Source organism: Ascidiaceihabitans donghaensis (assembly GCF_900302465.1).
GTDB classification, from domain to species: domain Bacteria; phylum Pseudomonadota; class Alphaproteobacteria; order Rhodobacterales; family Rhodobacteraceae; genus Ascidiaceihabitans; species Ascidiaceihabitans donghaensis.
Genome location: NZ_OMOR01000002.1, coordinates 1 through 21,709 on the forward strand (window position 1 = coordinate 1; position 21,709 = coordinate 21,709).

The window sequence follows — 21,709 nt, forward strand, 5'->3', positions numbered from 1 at the left end:
ACGAGATGACGACTATGATGTGCCATATAGCACGGTTCATGTGGGAACAGTTGTGGGCGGCACCGCCCTGAACATTGTACCGGATCATGCAGAATTCCTGTTTGAAATCCGCAATCTGGCTCAGGACAATCCTGCAGACATCATGTCGCGTCTGGAAAAATACCGCGACGATTATCTGCGAGACCTGCGCACACGCTTCGGGGCGGCAGATATCACGATCGACATCACAAACACCTATCCTTCGTTGTCCACTGATCCGGCCAGCGCCGTTGTCGGTCTGGTCCAGTCACTGGCGCAAACCAACCGAACCATCAAAGTCGCGTTCGGCACAGAAGGCGGGCTGTTTTCGCAAAAACTGGACGTTCCGACCGTGGTATGTGGGCCCGGATCGATGGATCAGGGGCACAAGCCGGACGAGTACGTCGAGATATGCCAGCTTGCGGCCTGCGATGCCATGATGGATGCGCTGCTGGACCGCTTGGTGGCGGGTGTCTAGCAAAACATGCGCGTTGCTGGCAATCCGTGTGCATCGATTTGGGTGCGCACATGGTCGTAGAACGCCTGAACAATCGCAGATCTTGATGTGATCTGTTTGGTCGCCAACCCCAAAGTGATGTGGCCGACGTCTTCACAAATGGGAAGAATGGCCAAGGGCTGCCCGTCCGGGGCATAGGCAATCTCTGTGCCGATGCTAAGCAAGCTATACCCGTAGCCATTCGCCACCAGACTGCGCGCAACCGACAGATCGTTGGTGCGATCCGCGATATTGGGGGTGATCCCGAGACCGCGAAATGTGGATAGGAAATAGTCTCGGCTAAGAGGCAGATCGAGCAAAATCAAAGGGTCTGTGGCAATCTCGTGCAAAGACACGCAATCGCCTTGCGCCAGTGGATGATCGGGATGCAGCATGACACAGGGCCGCAGGGCCGCAAGCCCTTCGAAATGGATGTCTTGCGGGATTTCCATATCATAGGTGATCGCCACGTCGATTTCCGCCCGCGCCAATTGCTGGAACAGTGTCGTCTGATCGCCCGTGAACAAGGAAACACGCGATTCGGGGAAACTTTGTTCGAACGACTTGCGAAACTTCGCACTCAGCAACGGGGCAAGCGTGGACAATGCGCCAACAGCCAGCGGCCCGCCCGGCCTTTTGGCAACATCTTCCGCAATGTCATTCAGCGCCGCTGCGTCTGCAAGCATGCGTTTTGCTTCCGAGAACAACCGCCGTCCACCCGGCGTCAGCGTCAGCCCTTGCGCGTGGTGACGTACAAAAAGCTGTACCCCAAAATGCGCTTCCAATTGGTTGATGGCTGTCGAAATGGACGGCGAGGACACATTCAATTGCCCCGCCGCTTGCGCGATGGTTCCCGCATCCCCAACCGCAACAAGATATTCCAGTTGCCGATATGTAAACCGCACAGTCATGCCCTTGCATCGCCCGCAGGCCGCATCACGTCAAGCGGCGTCTTGACGGGCGATCCACAGCAGAAAGTCGCGGACCGTGCCTTCGTAGTCGTCTTCGGCCAGCGGTCCACCGGTGGCAAAAACCGACCCCAGCGCTGCTTGCATCGCTTCCAGTTTTTCACGGTCCTCGCGGTTCACGTCCTCCCACAGCGCGATACGCTGGTCGATGGTATCACCATCAAGGCTGTCGCCGTAGACAGACATGGACCAACGTACCCTGATAGACGTGGGGCTAAGGGGGCGGATGTTGAGAGACACCAGCAGGGATGCGGCCACGCTGACCACCTGACAAGGAAAAGCCGCAAACAGTGTTGAGCGGTGGCGTTCTTTTTCGCTGAGACCCGGCGCCCCTTCGCCGCGGGGCGGAATGTTGTCGGGATAGTTGGCAAAATAGCTGGTGAAACCCACGCCATTTGGTCCCTTTTTACTGAGGCCTGTTGGCGTGTACCCGTGCAACGTCTGCGGGTGCACAACGGACAGGTGGTAGCCTTCCATAAAGTTCTCGACCAGACATTTCCAGTTGCAGTTCCAGACCTCGCTGTCGCTGTGTACGGTCACATATTTCTCTGGCTCATACCGCCCGATCAATTCCCCAAGCCCCGCCAGTTCCACATCAATATCCGCAGGGTTCTGCGACAGGCTAACGTAGACAAACCCAAACCGCTGCACACAAGGAAACGTGCCCAGCTTGCATGTCTTGGCGTCAAAGCCTGCATTCTTCATGCGCGGTGCCCGCAGCAATGTGCCATCGGTGCCGTAGGCCCATGCATGGTAGCGACACACAAAACGGTTCGCATTGCCTTGTCCTTCGGCAAGCGGCATGCCGCGGTGACGGCAGACGTTTGACAGCGCTTTGATTTCATCTTTGTCGCGCACGATAATCAGCGGTTCGCCCAACAACTCAAGCGCCAGATAATCGCCTTGTTCTACATATTCATCGGCCCGCCCCACGCAATGCCAACCATCACGCAAAAAAGTCCTACATTCGTGGTCGAAGAACGCAGGGTCGTTGTAAAAGTAGCCCGGCAACCCTTGCGGCGCCCCATCGGGGGATGCTGCGCAATCGGCCAAAGTCTGGCGCATTTCAGAAACACGGGCTGTTTCAAACGCGCTGATGGCAACCTGTTCATTCATCGCCGGGTACTCCGTCAAAAGGGCTTCGCGTGGATCGAGGGGACGTTACGCGTGCCGCTCCGGTATTAGATTTGCGCATGCGGTCATGGGCCACGGCCGTCATCCTATTTGTTTGCGCTTTGAACCCGCGCGTTGATGTATTGGGCAAAATCATAGTTGGGCCGTTCAAGATGCGACAAATGCCCAGGCGCAGCGCCATCCGAAGACAGGCCTTTATAGACCTTTTCGGTGCAGCCTTTGTCCTCGACGTTCACATCATCCAGCAACGTTTTAAGTTGCTCGAAGTTCGCTTGCGCATCCACGTCGTCTGCATAGTCATCGGACATGCCACCACCAAAACCGATACGCACCTTGCCGACACCTTCGGGGTGTAGCGTTAGATACCAAAAGTATCCCGGTGTGAGGGTGATCATCAAACTGGGATAGATCGCCAGCAGGTAGGTCGTGCGCCGACGTTCGCCCTTCATCCGCGTGTTGTTGGGATGAGCCATCGCGATCTTCAGGGATTCATCCTTGAGGATCGTATGGTAATTGAACGCGTCTTCACCGGGCGGGCAAATCATTTCTTCCAGCTTGGAAAGACCACCAATGGTGCCTGCATGACAAACGGGCAGGTGGTAGCTTTCCATGAAATTCTCGGCAAGAACCTTCCAATTGGTGTCCCAGACATGGGTTTCAAAGAAGGTTTCTGTATAATTCGTCATGTCGTAGTCGCTGACCATATCTGCCACTTTGGACAGTTGGCTGGCCACTGGCGGGCTGTCAGGATTGAGCGACACAAAAACCCAGCCCAGCCATTCTTCGCAACGCACATCAGGCAGCTGGTAGTCGGATTTGCAGAACCCTTCGTTTTGGGTCATCGCAGGTGCACCGCGCAATGATCCATCCAGATTATACGTCCAGGCATGGTAAGGGCAGACGATGCTGCGGGTGTTTCCGCGCCCCTCAAGCAACGTCGACATGCGGTGGCGGCATACATTCGACATGGCCCGCAAAGCGCCGTCACCTGCGCGTAAAACGATAATGGGCTGACCGGCAAGCTCAAGCGTGACATAATCGCCGGATGCGGCAAGGGCCGACGCACGACCCACGCAGAACCAGTCCTTGGCAAAGATGTCGTTTAATTCGCGCTTCAAAAAATCATCGGATGTATAGACCGATGGCGGCATGGCACGGGCTTTTTCAAAGGGAACTGAAACAGTCTTCAAAAGCTCGTCTACCGCGTCTTTCATACCTGTCATTCCTTGTTCGGTTTTAACCCCATCGCATCGCGGGATGGCAAAACAGTCTTTCGATGTGCAAACGTGCTGCCAAAAGCAAATTCGGTAAAGGATACTCTTCAAAACGCCTGATTTGAGCCAGCCTAATCAAGCGCACATGCGATGGTGGCAGAACTGGGCGCGGGTTCGATTGATGTGGTGATTGATCTGGTCGCAGGCGAACAATGGCCGTCACTTTTAGAGGTTTTGCGTCGGGGAGGGCGCTATTTAACAGCCGGTGCAATCGCGGGTCCGATGTCCCAAATCGACGTACGCACACTTGACCTAAAAGACCTGACACTTATGAGGTGCACGTTTCAAGAAGACGAGGTGTTCACCAATTCGATCCGCTATATTGAGGCAAACGAAATCCGATCAGTGGTCGCAAAGACCTATCCTTTGCGTGACATCGCACAGGCTCTGTATCCGTACAGAATTTGCACTTCGTTTGCGAACCCACCTAACATCGAAAATTTAGCGCGTAATTGGGATTATGTTAATTTCTATAGCCGAATTGGCTTTCAGGACCAAGCTTTTCGGGTGGTGCTTTGCGACGAACGCCCTTACCACCCGTCACATCACGTATCAACAATTGCAGGAGCTGTTCATGTCAAACTCTGACAACGCCACCCAGAAGTTCCATTACATTTGCCAAACCTACGTTGAAAAAGATGCAGGCCGCGCTGGTCAGGCGACGTTGAAAATCGACAAGCAGTTCGAATATTCCAACGCCAATGATGCCCAAAACCGTGCCGAACGCGAAGCAATGCGCGACGATTGCGCAGGCGCGGATGCGTATATGCTGTGTGAAGACCTTGGCACCGGCGAAGTCGAAGCGCCCAGCTTTCTGGTACGTCTGGGGAATGTGCCCGAATTTGACGAATTTTAAGCCATACCAACACAGCCAGCGGAACGCCAAGCGCCGCTTGCATCATGCGCCATGATCGCCAATTGTGGCAACAACAACGGAGCACCAGATGCAAGACGGTAAAAAGGCAGGCGGACGTGGCCCCGGACGCACGACGCGTCAAGATTGGCTGACTGCGGCACTTGATACTCTGATCAGCGAAGGCGAGGATCAGGTCAAGGTTCTGTCTTTGGCGGCCATTCTGGACTGCCCGCGATCCAGTTTTTACTGGTACTTCAAAAACCGGTCCGAATTGATGGATGCATTGTTGGACACATGGGCCGCGACCAACACAAAAGCGTTGATTGATGCCGCTGACAACGACGGCGCTACAATCTGCGAGGCGTTGGCAAAGCTGTTCAGCAAGTGGGTTTACGGATCGGCTTTTGATACCAAACTGGACTTTGCCATTCGCGATTGGGCCCGCAGATCAGGCACGGTACGCCGTGCGCTGGACGAAAGCGACATCGCGCGAATTGCAGCCATCTCGCTGATGTTCGAACGTTTTTCATATCCCCCCGCTGAAGCGGATGTACGGGCCCGCATCGTATATTTCACCCAAATCGGCTATGCCACACTGGATCAACGCGAAGACTACGACACACGTATGAAACGCGGGGCGCAGTATCTGTTCTGTATGACCGGACAAACCCCGACACGTGACGAAATCGCGGCCCTCGCCCATCTTTACCCCAAAACAAACTACGTAGGTATCGACCATGTTCTCTGATACGCTTTTGACTGAAATTCGCGACCGCTTTGCACATGTTGACGCCTGCCCCTTTTCCGGGCCACGCGTGTTTTTCGAAAACGCAGGCGGGGCTTTGACGCTGAAATCTGCTGTCGAAACCTCGGCAAAGTTTGCTGCTATTCCGGACAACCAAGGGCGCGACAATCCCGGGGCACAGGCTTTGGGTGCGATCATCAAGCAATCCAAAGCCGACATGGCAACGTTCTTTAACACGCACATCGGCCAGTTCTTCGTTGGCGAAAGCGGCACGGAACTGACCTATCGTTTGATCCGCACGGCCGTGATGGGCACACCACAAGGGTCCGTTATCGGATCAACCGTCGAACACCCCGCATCCCGCAGCGCCGCGCAACATTGGGCGACTGTTGCAGGCAAACCCTATATTTCCGTGCCACACGACGACGCCACAGGGCGCGTCACAGCCGAAGCCTATGCCGCCCACATGACACCAGAGGTGCGTGTTGCTACTATTTTGCACACCTCGCCTGTCACCGGAATGGCCATTGACGTGGCTTCCATCGCCGCCGCAATTCGCGCTGTGGCGCCTGAATGTTTCATCATCGTCGATGGCATCCAACACGCAAGCCATGGTCACATCGACATCCAAAGCTACGACATCGACGGCTATGTCATCTCGCCCTACAAGGTCTTTTCGCGCCACGGATACGGGGTGGCTTGGGCGTCTGACAGATTGTCCCAATTGCCCCTCGAAGCCCTGATCGACGGCCCCAAGGAAAACTGGGAATTGGGGACACGCGACACCGGCGCATATGCTACATTTTCAGACGTCGTGGCCTATTTCGGGTGGTTGGGCCAGCAGGTTGGCGATGGCCAAACCGAACGCACCCACATCGAAGCCGCAGCAACCGCAATCAAGGCCCACGAAAAAGAGCTGACAGATGCGATGCTGTTTGGCACTGGCAACCTGCCTGGCCTGACAGATCTTGCAGGCATCACGATCATCGGCGGCGCGGACAACCCTGCGCGCGAGGGGCTTGTGTGTTTTGCCAGCGCTGATGTCCCCGCGGAGAAGATCGTGGCGCATTTGAACGACAGCGGCATTCGCACACATATCCGCAAGGCAGACCACTATTCGGGCAACATTCTAACGCCGCTTGGATTGCCTGCGGCCGTGCGGGTGTCCATGTGCCACTACAACACTCTGGCAGAGGTCAGCGCCTTTCTGACCGCGATGAAAGAGCTGACAGATGCTTGACCGCAACGGTCCCCTGCGTGGCCTGCGTGTCGTCGAAATGGCCGGTCTTGGGCCGGCGCCCTTTTGCGCGATGATGCTGGCCGACATGGGGGCGCAAGTCGTGCGCATCGCGCGTCCCGGTCAAAAGCCGCTGTTCGGGTTGGAACAGAAACACAATCTGTATGACCGCTCACGCAAATCCCTGACGTTGGATTTGCGCGATGCAGATGATTTAACGCGTGCGAAAACACTGATCAACAAAGCAGAAGTTGTGATTGAAGGGTACCGTCCGGGCGTGATGGAACGTCTTGGATTAGGGCCAGAGGCGTTTGAAGCGAGTAATCCGAAACTGGTCTACGGTCGCATGACCGGATGGGGGCAAACGGGGCCTTTGAAAGACCGCGCGGGCCACGATCTGAACTACATGGCAATCTCCGGCGCGCTGTGGTCCATAGGCCCCGCCAACACGCCACCCCCGCCCCCGCAAAACATCATTGCCGACCTTGCAGGGGGCGGCATGATGCTGCTGACAGGGGTTCTGGCCGCCACGATGAACGCGCGTAGAACAGGACAGGGTCAAGTTGTGGATGCCTGCATGTCAGACGGTGCGGCCCTCATGATGGTGCTCCAATACGGGCTGAACGCTGGCGGCGCTTGGGATGACACCAAACGCGGTGGCAACGTGCTGAACGGGGGCGCCGCGTATTACCGCTGCTACACGACCAAGGATGGCGGATATGTCTCTATCGGGCCAATAGAGCCACAATTTTTTGCCGCTTTGCTGGATGCCGTGGGTTTGCAAGACGACCCGCGCTTTTCAAAACAATACGGCGACCAAAGCGAAATGCACCCGGCTTTGGAAGCACTGTTCGCGGGCAAGACCCGCGATGAATGGTCTGCGATCCTGACAGATGTTGACGCCTGCTTTGCCCCCGTTCTGTCGATGCAAGAGGCGCCAACGCATCCACACAATCAGGCGCGCGGCACCTTCGTGGACACAGACGGGATCACGCAACCCGGCCCCGTGCCACGGTTCATGGGCACACCATCCGATCCGCCAACGCATGGAGACGCGGGACATGTCAATTTTGAGGAAGTGATGGAGAAGTGGGATTGATGAAGGCAACAAGTGCAGCAATAGAAAAATGTTTGACGGATGCGAAACGCGAGGATCATTCACCTCAATTCGTGCGAACCATGTTAGACGAAATATTTGAAAACGGTTACTTTGTTCACTCCATGGAAGTCCATGAAATCCAAAATGTGGATGAATGGCACCCACGAATAGACTGGGGAATTTACGGTCTAGACCATGGTTGGGATACTCTGGCTAAGTTTGATGCTGCGTATGCAAGACAAATTGTAGACCAAAGGCTTGGGATGGCGATGGAGTGTGAAAACCAAACGATCTGTCACATCTGGCTTGATGACTTAGTAAAATCTTAGCAAAGTCATTTTTGCTGTTTGATTGTCTGCAAAGTCGCCTCCCCTACCCGCTTGGCCTCGCATAACTCATCCGCCTTAACAAATCGGCCGTATTCTTCGCCTCAAATTTGCGCAACAATCGCGCACGCACGTCCTCAATCGTGCGCGGTGACAATTCCAATTCCCGCGCGATTTCCTTGCTGGTCAGGCCTCGGCTGAGGCGGGACAAAACCTCGCGTTCGCGTTTGGTCAGGCGCGGACCGTCCAGATGGTCGCGGATGGGCGCAAAGCTTAGGACCAGATGGGACAAGGGATCATCCGGCGCCAGCGTTCGTGCACGAAAGCGGAACCATTTGGGCACACCGTCTTTCTGGCGCATCATTCGTTCGTCCGAGTAGGCCCCCGTTTGCGCCATCGTCACAAGGCCAATGTCGCGCACACGGTCAAATTCGGCATGACTGGGGTACAGCATGCGAAAGGACTGTCCCAACAGTTCGGAACGACTGTAGCCAAGCAAGCTGGCGAACGTCAGATTGCAACTGCTCAAGGTCCGGTGACGTGACACTGCCAAGCCAATGGGGGCCGCGTCAAACGCCTCCAGCATTTCAGTCGTTACGTTATCCATTGCCAACCCCCGTGAATATACGGTATTGATACCGTACTCATGCGCCGCGATACTGCAAGTCGTTTAACGAAAGGTGTGAAATGACAACTTCGCTTATGACACGCATTGCGGCCAAGCGCGACGACTTGATCCAGCTGACGCAGGACCTGATCCGCATCCCCACATTGAACCCGCCCGGCGAAAACTATCAAGCGATTTGCGATTATCTGGACAAACGCCTGTCTGCCCACGGCTTACAAACACAACTGATCCGCGCCTTTGGCACACCCGGCGACAGCGAAAAATATCCACGCTGGAACATCATCGCGCGGCGCGACGGGGCGCACACAGGCGATTGCGTGCATTTCAACAGCCACACAGACGTGGTTGAGGTCGGCGCAGGCTGGACGTTTGACCCTTTTGGCGGAGAGATTGCCAATGGCAACATCTATGGGCGGGGGGCCTGCGACATGAAAGGCGGGTTGGCCGCATCCATCATCGCAGCCGAAGCGTTCATCGAAGAACACCCCGACTTCCACGGTGCAATCGAGATTTCCGGCACCGCAGACGAGGAATCAGGCGGTTACGGCGGGGTCGCATACCTTGCCGAACACGGCCATTTCAGCCCTGAAAACGTGCAACACGTCATCATTCCGGAACCTTTGAACAAAGATCGCATCTGTTTGGGCCATCGCGGCGGCTGGTGGGCCGAAATCGAAACCAAAGGCGAGATTGCCCATGGATCGATGCCATTCCTTGGCGATTGCGCTGTGCGGCATATGGGGGCTGTGATTGGCGAATTCGAAGACAAATTATTCCCCGCAATGGCCGCCCGCATAACGGATATGCCCGTGGTGCCCGAAGGGGCAAAGCAATCCACCATGAACATCAATTCGATCCATGGCGGGCAAAAAGAACAAGACGACGATTTTGACGGATTGCCCGCGCATTGTGTGCCAGACAGTTGTCGCATCGTGATTGACCGCCGCTTTTTGGTCGAAGAACCGTTGGATCAGGTGCGCAGCGAGGTCAAAGGGCTGTTGGAAGGACTGCGCGAAACGCGTCCCGATTTTAACTATGAAATGACGGAACTGAACAGCGTTTTGCCGTCCATGACCGACAAGTCCGCACCTGTCGTTGAAACCGTGGCCCAAGCGATTGAGGACGTGATGGGCAAAGCCCCCGAGTATGTCGCAAGCCCCGGAACCTACGACCAAAAACACATTGACCGGATCGGCAAGCTAAAGAACTGTATTGCTTACGGACCGGGTATTCTGGAGCTGGCACATAAACCCGATGAATATATCGGGATTGATGATATGCTCGACAGCGCAAAGGTGATGGGTGCAAGCTTGGAAACGCTTCTGCTGCCCAATAAAAACTGACTAAGGGAGACCACACATGAAACATTTCGTATCTCGATTGGCACTGGCCAGCGCATTGGGCGTTGCCGGTTTTGCCGCCCAAGCCCAAACCGACATCACCGTCGCGTTGCAGCTTGAACCGCCCCATCTGGACCCGACATCAGCCGCCGCCGGTGCAATTGATTCCGTGCTGTATTCCAACGTGTTTGAAGGTCTGACGCGCTTTATGGGCGACGGATCAGTTGTTGCGGGCCTTGCAAGCGGCTGGGAAATTTCCGAAGACGGTCTGACCTACACGTTTACACTGCGTGATGGTGTGACCTTTCACGACGGCAGCACAATGGACGCTGAGGACGTGAAATTTTCACTAGACCGTGCGCGCGCCGAAGATTCAGTGAACGCGCAAAAAGCACTGTTTGCAGGCATCACCGACGTAAGTGTGACCGACGCCTCAACTGTTGTTGTGACCCTGTCCGAACCAAACGGCAATTTCCTGTTCAACATGGCATGGGGGGACGCCGTCATCGTGGCCCCTGAAAGCATCGAGGGCATCAAGCAGACCCCCATCGGCACAGGCGCGTTCAAGTTTGTCAGCTGGACCCAAGGCGACAAAATCGAACTGGCCCGCAATGCTGATTATTGGGGTGAAGCCCCTGCGCTGGAAACAGCCACGTTCAAATTCATCTCTGACCCAACGGCTGCCTTTGCAGCCGTCATGGCCGAAGATGTGGACGTGTTTTCCGGCTTCCCCGCCCCCGAAAACCTGCCCCAGTTCGAAGCAGACCCGCGGTTCCAAGTGCTGGTTGGTTCAACTGAGGGCGAAACGATCCTGTCCACCAACAACAAGCAGCCCCCCTTCGACAACGTGAAGGTGCGCGAAGCTTTGGCCCATGCCATCGACCGCCAAGCCATCGTGGACGGCGCCATGTTCGGCTATGGCACACCGATTGGCACGCATTTCGCGCCGCACAATCCGGCCTATGTCGATTTGAAAGCGAACAGCAGCTATGACCCCGAAAAGGCCAAGGAGCTTTTGGCTGAGGCAGGCTTTGCAGATGGGTTTGAAACCACGCTGCACCTGCCGCCCCCCTCTTACGCCCGTCGCGGCGGCGAGATCATCGCGGCGCAATTGGCAGAGGTCGGCATCAAGGCGGAAATCACCAACGTCGAGTGGGCGCAGTGGTTGGAAACTGTGTTCCGCGGCAAAAACTTTGGGCTGACGATCGTGTCACACACGGAGCCCATGGACATCGGCATCTATGCGAACCCGGATTACTATTTCCAATACGACAATCCAAAGTTCCAAGAGCTGATGACCACATTGAACGCCACATCTGATCCCGAAGCGCGTACAGCCCTGATGGGTGACGCACAAAAGATGATCTCGGGCGATTATGTGAACGGCTACCTGTTCCAACTGGCGGCCTTGTCTGTCGCCAAAGCGGGTGTGCAAGGTCTGTGGACCAACGCGCCGACCCAAGCGACAGATTTGACTGGCGTCAGCTGGGCAAACTAAACCGGCGGGGCGGGGGACACCCCCGCCTTACCCCCCTGACGCAAAAGAGGTTTCTTAATGGACATCCACGCCGCAGGCACGCGTCCCACCACACGCGCCAATCCCGACTATTTCACCGGCACCGTGTGGATGGATCCCGTCATAGGATCAAAGCCCCCTGCCCGTCTGAATGCGCTTGTGGTCAGCTTTGAACCCGGCGCGCGTACGGCATGGCACACCCATCCTTTGGGGCAGACTTTGTATGTCATGTCTGGCACGGGTCGTGTGTGTTTGCGTGGCGAAGCGCCCCAGATCATCCGCGCCGGTGATACGGTGTGGATCCCGCCCCATGAAGATCATTGGCACGGCGCAGGTCCGGACACAGGCATGGTGCATATGGCGATGCAAGAGACGCAAGATGGCTCTGCCGCCGATTGGGGCGACCACGTCACCGACGCCGAGTTTCACCAAGAACCGCTTTGATTGCATTCGTGATCTCTTGCCGAACAGGACCGGATCGCGGCGCGTCATGCAAGGTCGTGAACCAATGGTCAGGTGGATTGCGCCCGCGGCTGTTGCCCTCAAAGCGAAGCGCACGCAGCACTTTTTGTGCGGGCTCAGGCAACACCTCTGGCGCATCATATCCGTTCAGCACCCCCCAAATCCCTGTCCAACAGCGGCCCACCGACCATGGATTGTAGCCGCCGCCTCCCAGCACCAAGAGACGTGGTGCCGCGTGCATCAAGGCCCCGACAATCGCGCGGTGCGCATTATTTGACAGCGCCAGTCGCGATTGTGGGTCTTCCTCAATCGCGTCCGAGCCGCATTGGATCACCACAGCATCAGGCGCAAAATCCGAGATCAACGGCACAATCATCTCTTTGCGTATCAAAGCCATTTCGCTGTCATTCAGGCCCGCAGGCACAGGCAGATTGTAAGTCTGACGTGTTGTGTCGCCTTCAACCACACCCGTGCGCGGCCAACGATCAACTTCATGCACGGAGATCATCAGACACTCGGGATCATCTCCAAAGGCATGTTCGACCCCGTCAGGATGATGCGCGTCAATGTCCAGATAGGCGACCCTTTGTACGCCGTGCCGCCGTAACGATAACAGCGCCAGAACCGGATCGTTCAAATAGCAAAACCCGTTTGCGCGGGCAGGCATACCGTGATGTGTGCCCCCCGCAGGATGATAGACAACGCCCCCTTTTGCCAACAATTCACCGGCCAACAGCGATCCACCGGCAGCGGTGGCGGGGCGGCGGTAAATTTCGGGGAACACTGGATTGGACGGCGTGCCCAACCCGAACTTTTCACGCACCGCATCCGTCACCGTTTGCGCAGCTTCGGCAGCCACCAACGCATCCAGATATTCTGCATCATGCCACACAGCCAAAGCCGCTGGTTTGGCACGTGGACTGGGCACATAGACCTGCGCAGGCAACCAGCCCAAAGCCCGGCTCAAATCCATTACCGTCGACACACGCGGCACCCGCAAAGGGTGCCAATCTCCGTAAGTCGAACCGCGGTAGATTTCCGAGCCAATGAACAAAGGACGCTTTTCCATGGCCTACACAGCTAACGCATTTGAACGAACAGTCTAGGCGCCAATGATCCGCTACACACTCAAACGTCTGATGTCGCTGATCCTCAGCCTGTGCATCGCAAGCGTGCTGATTTTCTTTGTGATTGAAGTCGCACCCGGAGATCCCGCATCCTTCATGCTGGGCATCAACGCGCAAGAGGAAACCATTGCAGCGTTGCGCACCGAACTGGGCCTGGATGTGCCAAAATGGCAGCGTTATGTGGCGTGGGTGCAAGGCATGCTTGTGGGGGACTTTGGCACCTCCTACACCTACCGCACGCCTGTTGCACAAATGGTTGCGGACCGTTTGTGGGTGTCGTTGCCATTGACGCTTTACGCGCTGACCTTGTCCACGGTGATCGCCCTGCCCGCTGGCATGTATGCGGCGGCGCGGCGCGGCCGTTTGGGGGATGTTGGCATTATGGGAGCGACGCAATTCGGGGTCGCAGTGCCCAACTTCTGGTTCGCGATGATGCTTGTGTTGGTGTTTGCCATCAACCTGCGCTGGTTTTCCGCAGGCGGGTTTGCCGGTTGGGACAAGGGCTTAGGCGCGGGTCTGTGGTCGCTGACGTTGCCCGCCATAGCGCTTGCCTTGCCCCAAGCCGCCATTCTGGCCCGCGTCATGCGCAGCGCCCTATTGGACGTTTTGACCGAAGACTACATGCGCACCGCCCGCGCCAAGGGCCTCACCAAGTCGCAAACCATCTGGCGGCACGGGCTGCGCAATGCCCTGATCCCCGTGCTGACGATCATCGGATTGCAGTTCTCGTTTCTGTTGGCGGGGTCTATCATCATCGAACAAGTGTTTTATCTGCCCGGCCTTGGGCGACTGGTGTTTCAGGCGATTTCGGCCCGCGATCTGATCGTTGTGGAAAGCGTGGTCATGCTGCTTGTCTTTGCTGTGATTGTCGTCAACTTTGCTGTCGATCTGGCCTATGCCGCTGTCGACCCCCGTCTCAGGTCACGCACATGAACCGCAACCTTGTCATAGGTGGGGTGCTGTCGCTGCTGGCGATTGCCGCCGCCCTCGTGTCCTTTGTCTGGACTCCTTTTGAACACACCGCAATGAACATCCCCGCCAAATTGCAAACCCCAAACGGTGTGCATTGGTTTGGCACCGACCACTTCGGACGCGACATCTTCAGCATGATTATGGTGGGGGCACGAACGTCGATTGCGGTGGCTTTTGTGGCGGTCGGCATCGGTATGGCGCTTGGCATTCCGCTGGGGCTTTGGGCCGCGGCGCGTAAAGGATCATACGTGGACGAGCTGATTATGCGCGCCAACGACCTGATTTTTGCCTTTCCCTCGTTGGTCATCGCCATCCTGATCACCGCGATTTTCGGGGCAGGCGCCATCAACGCGATTATCGCCATCGGCATCTTCAATATCCCTGTCTTTGCGCGGGTGGTGCGGGGTGCGGCCATGCCGATCTGGGAACGTGAATTTATCCTCGCGGCCCGTGTTGCTGGCAAGAACGCGGCGCGCATATCGCTGGAACACATTTTGCCCAACGTCATGAACCTGCTGATCGTGCAGGCCACCATCCAGTTCAGCCTTGGCATTTTGGCCGAGGCGGCCCTGAGTTACGTGGGTCTGGGCGCTCAGCCCCCCACCCCAAGCTGGGGACGGATGCTGGCAGATGCGCAAACCCTTGTCAGCATAGCCCCGCACATGGCGCTGATCCCCGGCTTTGCCATCATCATCACGGTGTTGGGCCTGAACCTGATGGGGGACGGGTTGCGCGACTATCTGAACCCACGACTTCGGGTGGCGCGGACATGAGCCTGCTGAGCATTCGCAATCTGTCCCTGTCGATTGGTACGGCCACAATTCTGGAAAACGTGTCACTTGACGTGGCACCCGGTCAGATTGTGGCCGTGACCGGAGAAAGCGGGTCAGGCAAATCCATGACGGCACTTGGGGTCATCGGATTGTTGCCTGATCACGCGATCACAACCGGCGACATCCTGCTGGATGGTGAAAACCTTTTGGACCAATCCGAAGCCCAAATGTGCCAGTTGCGGGGCAACGACATCGGCATGGTGTTTCAAGAACCGATGACCGCGTTGAACCCGGTACAAACCATCGGGGATCAGGTGGCGGAAACGATCCTGATCCATTCCAACACATCGAAACGGACGGCGCGTGCGCAAGCCGCCGACATGTTGACACGTGTGGGCTTGCCGCAAGACAAATTCCCTTTGTCGCGCTATCCCCACGAGCTTTCGGGCGGGCAACGGCAACGCGTCGTGATCGCCATGGCTATCGCGTTACGTCCCAAGCTGCTGATTGCGGATGAACCGACAACGGCTCTGGATGTCACAACCCAAGCGCAAATTCTTGATCTGCTTCAGGATCTCGCCCGCGATTACGATATGGGATTGCTAATGATCACCCATGATCTGGCCGTTGTGTCGGACATGGCCGACCATATTGTTGTGATGCGATTGGGGCAGATCGTCGAACAAGGTGCCACAAACGCATTGCTTGCCAACATGCAGCATGACTACACCAAAATGCTGTTCGCGGCGTCAGGGCACGAAGTTGCATTGCCCCCGGTCACGCAGTCTAAACCGCTGCTTAGGGTCAATTCTGTGCGGCGCAGCTACAAAATGCCGCGCACGTCCTTGTTCGGGGCGCCCGCGATGTTCGAGGCGCTGAAAGGCGTCAGCTTTAACATAGATCGCGGCGAACGTGTGGGGCTGGTGGGGGAAAGTGGCTGCGGAAAATCGACGCTCACACGGGCCATTCTGGGGTTGGACGTTGTGCAGTCGGGTGAAATCCTGATCGACGATGCCCCCGTTTATGCGGGGCAGACCCCCGACCTTGATGTGCGGCGCAAAATGCAGGTGGTGTTTCAGGACCCCTTTGGCAGCTTCAACCCAAGGCACAAAGTCGACAGGTTAATCACCGAACCGTTCCATTTGCTGAAACAACCGCCCAAAGGGGCTGCGCGACAGGCGCTGATTGGCGAAACACTTGAGGCCGTGGGCTTGGCAGCCGCGGCCCAACACAAATACATCCATCAGTTTTCCGGCGGCCAGCGCCAAAGAATCGCAATTGCGCGCGCTTTGATCATCAAGCCTGAACTGATTGTGTTCGACGAAGCGGTTAGCGCGCTGGATGTGTCGGTGCGCGCCCAAATCCTTGACCTGTTGGCGGACCTAAGTGCACGTTACGGGCTAACATATTTGTTTATCAGCCATGACTTAAGCGTGGTGAAAACCGTGACCGACCGCGTGTTGGTCATGAAAGCCGGACAAATAGTTGAACAAGGTGTGACGGCTCAGGTCTTTGCAAGCCCGCAACATCCCTATACGCAAGAGCTGTTGAACGCGGCACCCAAACTGCCAGACCTCCACCCCCTCGGATCATCGCTTTAGGATGACCACTCTAAAGGACGCAATCACGTGATATTCCTTCGGCTTTTACTGGTTGTGCTGTTGGCATGCCCTTTCGCGGCAAGCGCCCAAGAAAAAGTGCGCAAAAGCGATGTGGTGCGGCTTTTGCAGAAACTGCAAACCGAACAGAACAACCCGCAGGCATTGCGCGCGGCAGGATTTGAAGGCGAAAAACTGAAGCTGATGTTGGACCACGGCACCAAGCTGGCCAACAACCAGACGATCCTGGGACACATGGCCGATCAATTGATCAACGCCCGCAATGCCCCCACACCAACCAACCCTGTGGGTGGGCTGCTGGCGCCGCTTTTGGACCGCGGCATGCCCTATATGCCCGTCAGCGAACAGATCTATCACATGAAGGTCGAACTGACGGTGATGCAAGCCATGAGCACCGCCAACTGTGGCCGCTCTGTCAAAGATACAATCGCCCCCGAGGTCTTTGGCCGCGCCCTTGTTCAAACCATGGCGCGGCTGAACGCGCCGGCCCTGAAGGAATACCTGCGGATCGTGCGCAAAGCTTCGACGCTTGGGGTCTCACGACCCAACCCGCCCCGTATCGCGGATGCAAAACGCGAAAAAGTGCTGGAAGGATTCGCAAGCGCTTTGGAAGTCACAGCCGCTGAAAAAGGGCTAAGCCGGGCATATGCGCGATCCGACACCGACATGCGCGGGTTAAGCAACCGCGAAGCCTGCGGATTGGGGCTGTTGTTTATCGAAACCATCATCGACACCAAAGGGCCGAACCAGAAGCCGTTGTTGCAACTGTTCTGGCGCGACTTTCAATAGAAGGAAAACCACCATGCGACTGGACCAAAAAACTGCAATCGTGACTGGGGCCGCGTCCGGCTTTGGCGCAGGGATCGTCGCAAAATTCGTGGCTGAAGGGTGCCGGGTTCTGGTCGCGGACATCAATGCAGACGGGGCGAAAACCGAAGCGGCCAAGCACGGGGCATCTGCTGTTGCGTGTACCGTGAATGTGGCAGACGGCGCGTCGGTCAAAGCCATGGTGGATGCCGCACTTGCTGCGTTTGGTCACGTCGACATTCTGGTCAACAATGCCGGCGTGACGCATTTACCGGCGCCTATGGAAGACGTCACCGAAGACGATTTTGACCGCGTCTACAACGTGAATATGAAGTCCGTCTACCACAGCGCCCGCCACCTTGTGCCGCACATGAAATCCCGCAAAAGCGGCGCAATCCTGAACATCGCATCCACTGCGGGCGTCTCTCCACGTCCGCGCCTGAACTGGTACAACGCCTCAAAAGGCTGGATGATCAATGCCACCAAGGGCATGGCCGTGGAACTGGCCCCCGAAGGCATCCGCGTCAACGCGTTGAACCCTGTGGCAGGGGAAACACCGCTGCTGAAAAGCTTCATGGGCGAAGACACCCCGGAAATGCGCGCCAAATTCCTGTCGACGATTCCACTGGGGCGTTTTTCGACACCCGAAGACCTCGCGAATGCCGCGTGTTACATGTGTTCGGACGAGGCCAGCATGATAACAGGGGTGGCCATGGAAGTAGACGGGGGACGGTGCATATGAAGACGGTCAACCTTGCAGAGAAACTCGCGCAGTTCGACAGCCACTGGGACCCCCATGTTGTGGCGGATTACAACGGCAACGACGTGATGGTCGTGAAATTTCAAGGCGAATTCCCGTTTCATGACCACCCTGACACGGATGATTTCTTTTTGGTGCTTGAAGGGGAAATGACAATGGATCTGGACGGCGCACACCACACCGTCAAAGCGGGGGAATTGTTCATCGTGCCAAAAGGCGTCACCCACAGGCCCCGCGCCGAACACGAATGTAAGGTCTTGCTGATCGAACCCAAAGGTGTGCCAAACACTGGTGATCCTGAAACAGCCGCTGCAAAACCACACATCTGATCCTGCTTCATCTCGCAAAATAAACCTTCGCCGAAGGCCTGAAATCCAAATGAACCCCGGCCCCAAAAACAGCATTACAGATATTGCCGGACTAAAAGTCGGCAACGCCCAAAACGACACCCTGAAATCAGGCACAACAGTGCTGGTGGGGGAAGTACCTTTCACGGCCAGCGTGGCTGTGATGGGCGGCGCACCCGGAACACGCGAAACCGACCTTTTGGCCCCCGACAAGTCCGTCGCACAGGTTGACGCGCTGGTTCTGTCGGGCGGGTCCGCTTATGGGTTGGACGCGTGTTCAGGGGTTGTTGACGGGTTGCGTGCGCAGGGGCGCGGCTACAAGGTGGCAGACGCAATCATCCCGCTTGTTCCGGGTGCTATCTTGTTTGATCTGATCAATGGCGGCGAAAAAAATTGGGACACCAACCCCTACCGCCAGCTTGGGCGCGACGCGTTTGAAGCCGCCTCTGAACAGTTTGAAATTGGCACCGCGGGCGCGGGCACAGGGGCTTTGACAGGCATGTACAAAGGCGGGCTTGGCACCGCATCTTTGGTTTTGCCAAATGGGGCCACAGTGGCCGCATTGGTCGCTGCAAACCCCATCGGCAGCGCCACAACACCGTCCGATACGCACTTCTGGGCCGCACCGTTCGAAATTGACGGCGAATTCGGCGGCAAAGGTCCCGATCCATCCAGCGGTTTGGGCCGTGATTTGACCAGCCGGAAAATGACCGCCCTGTACGAGCGCGCGAACACAACCATCGCCATTGTCGCCACCGATCTGACATTGGACAAAGCCCAATGCTTGCGGTTCGCGACAGCCGCCCATGATGGTATCGGACGCGCCATTGTTCCCGCGCATTGTCCAGCTGATGGCGATCTGGTTTTTGGCGCAGCGACAGGTGCGCATCCCATGGACAGCCCTGCCCGCGATTTGTTGATGGCAGGTCATGGCGCGGCCTTGTGTCTTAGCCGCGCAATCGCCCGCGCGGTCTATGCGGCGATTCCTGCCGAAGGTGATCTGCTGCCCTGTTGGAGCGATCACAATGCCTGAATTTGCCCATGATGGCGTGACCATACATTACGAGATCAGCGGCCATGGCCCGCCTTTGCTGATGATTGCGGGGATGCTCAGCGACAGCGCCAGCTGGGCGCCTCTTGTCCCATTGTTAGAGCCGCATTTCACCCTGATCCGCCCCGACAACCGAACCACAGGTCGCACACGGCCAATGGGCGCTCCGGCCTCAGTCGCCCATTTCGCATCTGATGCCCTGGCCCTGCTGGATCATCTGGATCTGCAACAAGCCCATGTTTTAGGTCATTCGATGGGCGGCGCCGTCGCAATGACCTTGGCGCGGTCTGCACCGAAACGTGTACGATCATTAGCATTGGCCGCTGCGGCCCCCCTACAGCTCAACCGCAATCTTGCGCTGTTTCAGACGTTGCTGGCCATTCGCAAAAGCGACGCCAGCCCCGACACATGGCTGCGTGCGTTATTCCCGTGGCTGTTTGACCCTGCGGTTTACGAATTGGAAAATGCCGTGCAAGAGGCCGTCGATGCTTCGCTTGCATACCCCTTTGCGCAAAGCGCGGATGCCATGTCGCACCAGATCGCAGCATTGGCCGATTTCGATCCGACGCCATTGCTGGGCCCATACCCTATGCCCGCCCGCGCTTTTCTGGGCGAGAATGATCTTTTGTTGCCTGTCGCCGTCGCACAAAAAGCGCTTGGCGATATAGACACTGTGATTTTGCCCGGCGCAGGTCACTCCATTCATTGGGATGTTCCGGACGTCGTCGCCCATCATCTAACAACCTTTACGAGGACCGCATGACACAAGACCTATATGGCCTGCCCGTCACAGGGGCCGATGCTGCCGCGCTGCAAGGCATCAACGATCTGATCCACGGCTTCATCAGCTTTGATCCCAAAGCCACAAATGTCATGAAAGCGGCCGTTGACGCACCTGAATGCTGTCTGGCCAACACCTACACAGCCATGATCTGGATGTTGCTTGAAGCCCCGATCGCAGCGGCCAAGGCCACCCCCTTTATTGAGGCAGCCGAACGCGTAGCTCCAAAAGTGACTGTGCGCGAACAACTTATGACACAAGCTATTCGCGCCTGGGTCGATGGTGATGTTCCCGCCTGCATCACGCTGTGCGAAACCATTCTGGAGGACCATCCCCGCGATATGGTGGCTTTAAAGCTGGCGCAGTACCACACATTCAACATCGGCGATTTCGCAAGCATGCTCCGCGTGGCTCTGAAAACCATGCCAGCGGCCGACGACATTCCCTATGCCCATGGGATGGTGTCTTTTGGCTATGAAGAATGTCACCTTCTGGACGATGCCGCCGCTTCTGCGCGGCGCGCTATGGACATTCAACGTGCCGAACCCTGGGCGCATCACACGCTGGCCCACGTCTATCTCACGCGCGGTCAAATCACCGAAGGTATCGCGTTTTTGGAAAGCGTCGCAGACACGTGGGACGGGCTAAATTCATTTATCCATTCGCATCTTTGGTGGCACATGGCGCTGTTCTATATCAGCGCAGGCCGTCCGGAAGATGTGCTGCAAGCCTATGACACCCATGTGTGGGGGTTGGCCAAAGACTATTCCCAAGATCAGGTCGGCGCCGCATCATTGCTGGCACGCATGGAATTCGCGGGCATTGACGTGGGCGCACGTTGGGGGGATGTGGCTGATTACGTGGCCAAACGTGGCGCAGACACGGTTAGCCCGTTTCTGACGCTGCAATATCTATACGCTTTGGGCCGTGCAAAGCGTCCCGAAGGCGAAGCCCTTTTGGACGCGATCGAAGCCCGCGCAAAAGATACGACACAACACGATCACAAAACATGGGAAGACGTGGCATTATGGGCTGCCCACGGCATCGCCGCACATGCAGCCGAAGACTGGGACGATGCGATCCGGTTTCTGGGCAAGGCGCTGCCCCGGCTGGCAGAATGCGGAGGAAGCCACGCACAGCGGGATCTGTTTGAACAAATCCACCTAGATGCGTTGATCCAGTCGGGACAAGCATCAAAGGCGCAGCAGGTCCTTGAAATGCGGCGCACCTTTGATCCGGGTGGCGTGCCCTTGAATATGATGCTGGCGGATGTTTATGACCAATCGGGATTGCCCGGCCAAGCAGCCATTGCACGAGCGCGCGCTGAAAGCGCCAAAGCGACGCTGCATTAGCCGTTTTCTTGGAAAGAAAAC

The 21,709-nt window shown here is 56.8% G+C and carries 24 protein-coding genes; 19 read left to right on the top strand and 5 right to left on the bottom strand.

Going from position 1 to position 21,709, the window contains the following annotated elements; genetic code table 11:
- Positions 1–496 (top strand): M20/M25/M40 family metallo-hydrolase (locus ASD8599_RS18555; RefSeq protein ID WP_146188239.1); only part of this gene is annotated, 496 nt, incomplete at its 5' end.
- Here ASD8599_RS18555 and ASD8599_RS18560 read toward each other — a convergent pair.
- From ASD8599_RS18560 to ASD8599_RS18570, 3 genes are all read right to left on the bottom strand, one after another.
- Positions 493–1,419 (bottom strand): LysR family transcriptional regulator, encoded by a 927-nt coding sequence (locus ASD8599_RS18560; RefSeq protein WP_181364563.1) that lies wholly within the window; start codon positions 1,417–1,419, stop codon positions 493–495. The genes ASD8599_RS18555 and ASD8599_RS18560 overlap by 4 nt on opposite strands.
- A 36-nt stretch (positions 1,420–1,455) precedes the next feature.
- Positions 1,456–2,598 carry an aromatic ring-hydroxylating oxygenase subunit alpha gene (locus ASD8599_RS18565; RefSeq protein ID WP_181364564.1) on the bottom strand — a complete coding sequence of 381 codons (1,143 nt, stop codon included), beginning with the start codon at positions 2,596–2,598 and terminating at the stop codon, positions 1,456–1,458.
- A gap of 104 nt (positions 2,599–2,702) precedes the next feature.
- A complete protein-coding gene (locus ASD8599_RS18570; RefSeq protein WP_245926162.1) occupies positions 2,703–3,830 on the bottom strand; it encodes an aromatic ring-hydroxylating oxygenase subunit alpha in 1,128 nt (375 codons plus the stop codon).
- Positions 3,831–3,980: 150 nt separating this feature from the next.
- On the opposite strand from ASD8599_RS18570, the gene ASD8599_RS18575 reads away from it, so the two are divergent.
- The 6 genes from ASD8599_RS18575 to ASD8599_RS18600 all read left to right on the top strand — a co-directional run bounded on the left by ASD8599_RS18575 (position 3,981) and on the right by ASD8599_RS18600 (position 8,156).
- Positions 3,981–4,478 (top strand): zinc-binding dehydrogenase, encoded by a 498-nt coding sequence (locus tag ASD8599_RS18575; protein ID WP_108830273.1) that lies wholly within the window; start codon positions 3,981–3,983, stop codon positions 4,476–4,478.
- Entirely contained in the window at positions 4,465–4,746 is a 282-nt protein-coding gene (locus ASD8599_RS18580) for a hypothetical protein (protein WP_108830274.1), read from the top strand. Before ASD8599_RS18575 ends, ASD8599_RS18580 begins: the two co-directional genes overlap by 14 nt.
- Before the next feature lie 88 nt (positions 4,747–4,834).
- The gene (locus tag ASD8599_RS18585) at positions 4,835–5,494 is read left to right on the top strand and encodes a TetR/AcrR family transcriptional regulator (RefSeq protein WP_108830275.1); all 660 of its coding nucleotides are present in this window, start codon (positions 4,835–4,837) and stop codon (positions 5,492–5,494) included.
- Positions 5,484–6,731 (top strand): aminotransferase class V-fold PLP-dependent enzyme, encoded by a 1,248-nt coding sequence (locus ASD8599_RS18590; RefSeq protein ID WP_108830276.1) that lies wholly within the window; start codon positions 5,484–5,486, stop codon positions 6,729–6,731. The genes ASD8599_RS18585 and ASD8599_RS18590 overlap by 11 nt, the downstream gene beginning before the upstream one ends.
- Positions 6,724–7,827, top strand: a complete 1,104-nt coding sequence (locus tag ASD8599_RS18595; RefSeq protein ID WP_108830277.1) for a CaiB/BaiF CoA transferase family protein — start codon at positions 6,724–6,726, stop codon at positions 7,825–7,827. Before ASD8599_RS18590 ends, ASD8599_RS18595 begins: the two co-directional genes overlap by 8 nt.
- Positions 7,824–8,156: a hypothetical protein gene (locus ASD8599_RS18600; protein ID WP_146188240.1), complete on the top strand. Its 333-nt coding sequence runs from the start codon at positions 7,824–7,826 to the stop codon at positions 8,154–8,156. The genes ASD8599_RS18595 and ASD8599_RS18600 overlap by 4 nt, the downstream gene beginning before the upstream one ends.
- Before the next feature lie 43 nt (positions 8,157–8,199).
- Here the strand turns inward: ASD8599_RS18600 and ASD8599_RS18605 are convergent, their stop codons facing one another.
- Entirely contained in the window at positions 8,200–8,760 is a 561-nt protein-coding gene (locus ASD8599_RS18605) for a PAS and helix-turn-helix domain-containing protein (RefSeq protein WP_219928876.1), read from the bottom strand.
- An 80-nt stretch (positions 8,761–8,840) separates the two neighbouring features.
- On the opposite strand from ASD8599_RS18605, the gene ASD8599_RS18610 reads away from it, so the two are divergent.
- From ASD8599_RS18610 to ASD8599_RS18620, 3 genes are read left to right on the top strand one after another with little or no spacing between them, the layout of a single operon-like run.
- Entirely contained in the window at positions 8,841–10,124 is a 1,284-nt protein-coding gene (locus tag ASD8599_RS18610) for an acetylornithine deacetylase/succinyl-diaminopimelate desuccinylase family protein (RefSeq protein ID WP_108830279.1), read from the top strand.
- A 16-nt stretch (positions 10,125–10,140) separates the two neighbouring features.
- Positions 10,141–11,619, top strand: a complete 1,479-nt coding sequence (locus tag ASD8599_RS18615) for an ABC transporter substrate-binding protein (RefSeq protein WP_108830280.1) — start codon at positions 10,141–10,143, stop codon at positions 11,617–11,619.
- Between the two features lie 57 nt (positions 11,620–11,676).
- Positions 11,677–12,081, top strand: a complete 405-nt coding sequence (locus tag ASD8599_RS18620) for a (R)-mandelonitrile lyase (protein WP_108830281.1) — start codon at positions 11,677–11,679, stop codon at positions 12,079–12,081.
- Here ASD8599_RS18620 and ASD8599_RS18625 read toward each other — a convergent pair.
- Positions 12,047–13,168: an acetoin utilization protein AcuC gene (locus ASD8599_RS18625; RefSeq protein ID WP_108830282.1), complete on the bottom strand. Its 1,122-nt coding sequence runs from the start codon at positions 13,166–13,168 to the stop codon at positions 12,047–12,049. The two genes, ASD8599_RS18620 and ASD8599_RS18625, sit on opposite strands and share 35 nt — an antisense overlap.
- Positions 13,169–13,211: 43 nt before the next feature.
- Between ASD8599_RS18625 and ASD8599_RS18630 the strand changes: the two genes are divergently transcribed.
- Genes ASD8599_RS18630 through ASD8599_RS18670 form a run of 9 tightly spaced genes read left to right on the top strand, consistent with a single transcriptional unit; the run spans position 13,212 to position 21,688 of the window.
- Complete coding sequence (locus ASD8599_RS18630) at positions 13,212–14,159, top strand: ABC transporter permease (RefSeq protein WP_108830283.1); 948 nt, start codon at positions 13,212–13,214, stop codon at positions 14,157–14,159.
- Positions 14,156–14,971, top strand: a complete 816-nt coding sequence (locus ASD8599_RS18635) for an ABC transporter permease (RefSeq protein ID WP_108830284.1) — start codon at positions 14,156–14,158, stop codon at positions 14,969–14,971. Before ASD8599_RS18630 ends, ASD8599_RS18635 begins: the two co-directional genes overlap by 4 nt.
- Positions 14,968–16,572, top strand: coding sequence for an ABC transporter ATP-binding protein (locus tag ASD8599_RS18640; RefSeq protein WP_108830285.1), 1,605 nt, complete (start codon positions 14,968–14,970; stop codon positions 16,570–16,572). Before ASD8599_RS18635 ends, ASD8599_RS18640 begins: the two co-directional genes overlap by 4 nt.
- A gap of 27 nt (positions 16,573–16,599) precedes the next feature.
- The gene (locus ASD8599_RS18645) at positions 16,600–17,379 is read left to right on the top strand and encodes a hypothetical protein (RefSeq protein ID WP_108830286.1); all 780 of its coding nucleotides are present in this window, start codon (positions 16,600–16,602) and stop codon (positions 17,377–17,379) included.
- Between the two features lie 13 nt (positions 17,380–17,392).
- Complete coding sequence (locus tag ASD8599_RS18650) at positions 17,393–18,139, top strand: SDR family oxidoreductase (protein WP_108830287.1); 747 nt, start codon at positions 17,393–17,395, stop codon at positions 18,137–18,139.
- Positions 18,136–18,486 carry a cupin domain-containing protein gene (locus tag ASD8599_RS18655; RefSeq protein WP_108830288.1) on the top strand — a complete coding sequence of 117 codons (351 nt, stop codon included), beginning with the start codon at positions 18,136–18,138 and terminating at the stop codon, positions 18,484–18,486. Before ASD8599_RS18650 ends, ASD8599_RS18655 begins: the two co-directional genes overlap by 4 nt.
- A 49-nt stretch (positions 18,487–18,535) precedes the next feature.
- The gene (locus ASD8599_RS18660) at positions 18,536–19,537 is read left to right on the top strand and encodes a P1 family peptidase (RefSeq protein ID WP_108830289.1); all 1,002 of its coding nucleotides are present in this window, start codon (positions 18,536–18,538) and stop codon (positions 19,535–19,537) included.
- The gene (locus ASD8599_RS18665) at positions 19,530–20,318 is read left to right on the top strand and encodes an alpha/beta fold hydrolase (RefSeq protein WP_108830290.1); all 789 of its coding nucleotides are present in this window, start codon (positions 19,530–19,532) and stop codon (positions 20,316–20,318) included. The genes ASD8599_RS18660 and ASD8599_RS18665 overlap by 8 nt, the downstream gene beginning before the upstream one ends.
- Positions 20,315–21,688: a tetratricopeptide repeat protein gene (locus ASD8599_RS18670; RefSeq protein WP_108830291.1), complete on the top strand. Its 1,374-nt coding sequence runs from the start codon at positions 20,315–20,317 to the stop codon at positions 21,686–21,688. The genes ASD8599_RS18665 and ASD8599_RS18670 overlap by 4 nt, the downstream gene beginning before the upstream one ends.
- Positions 21,689–21,709: the final 21 nt, after the last annotated feature.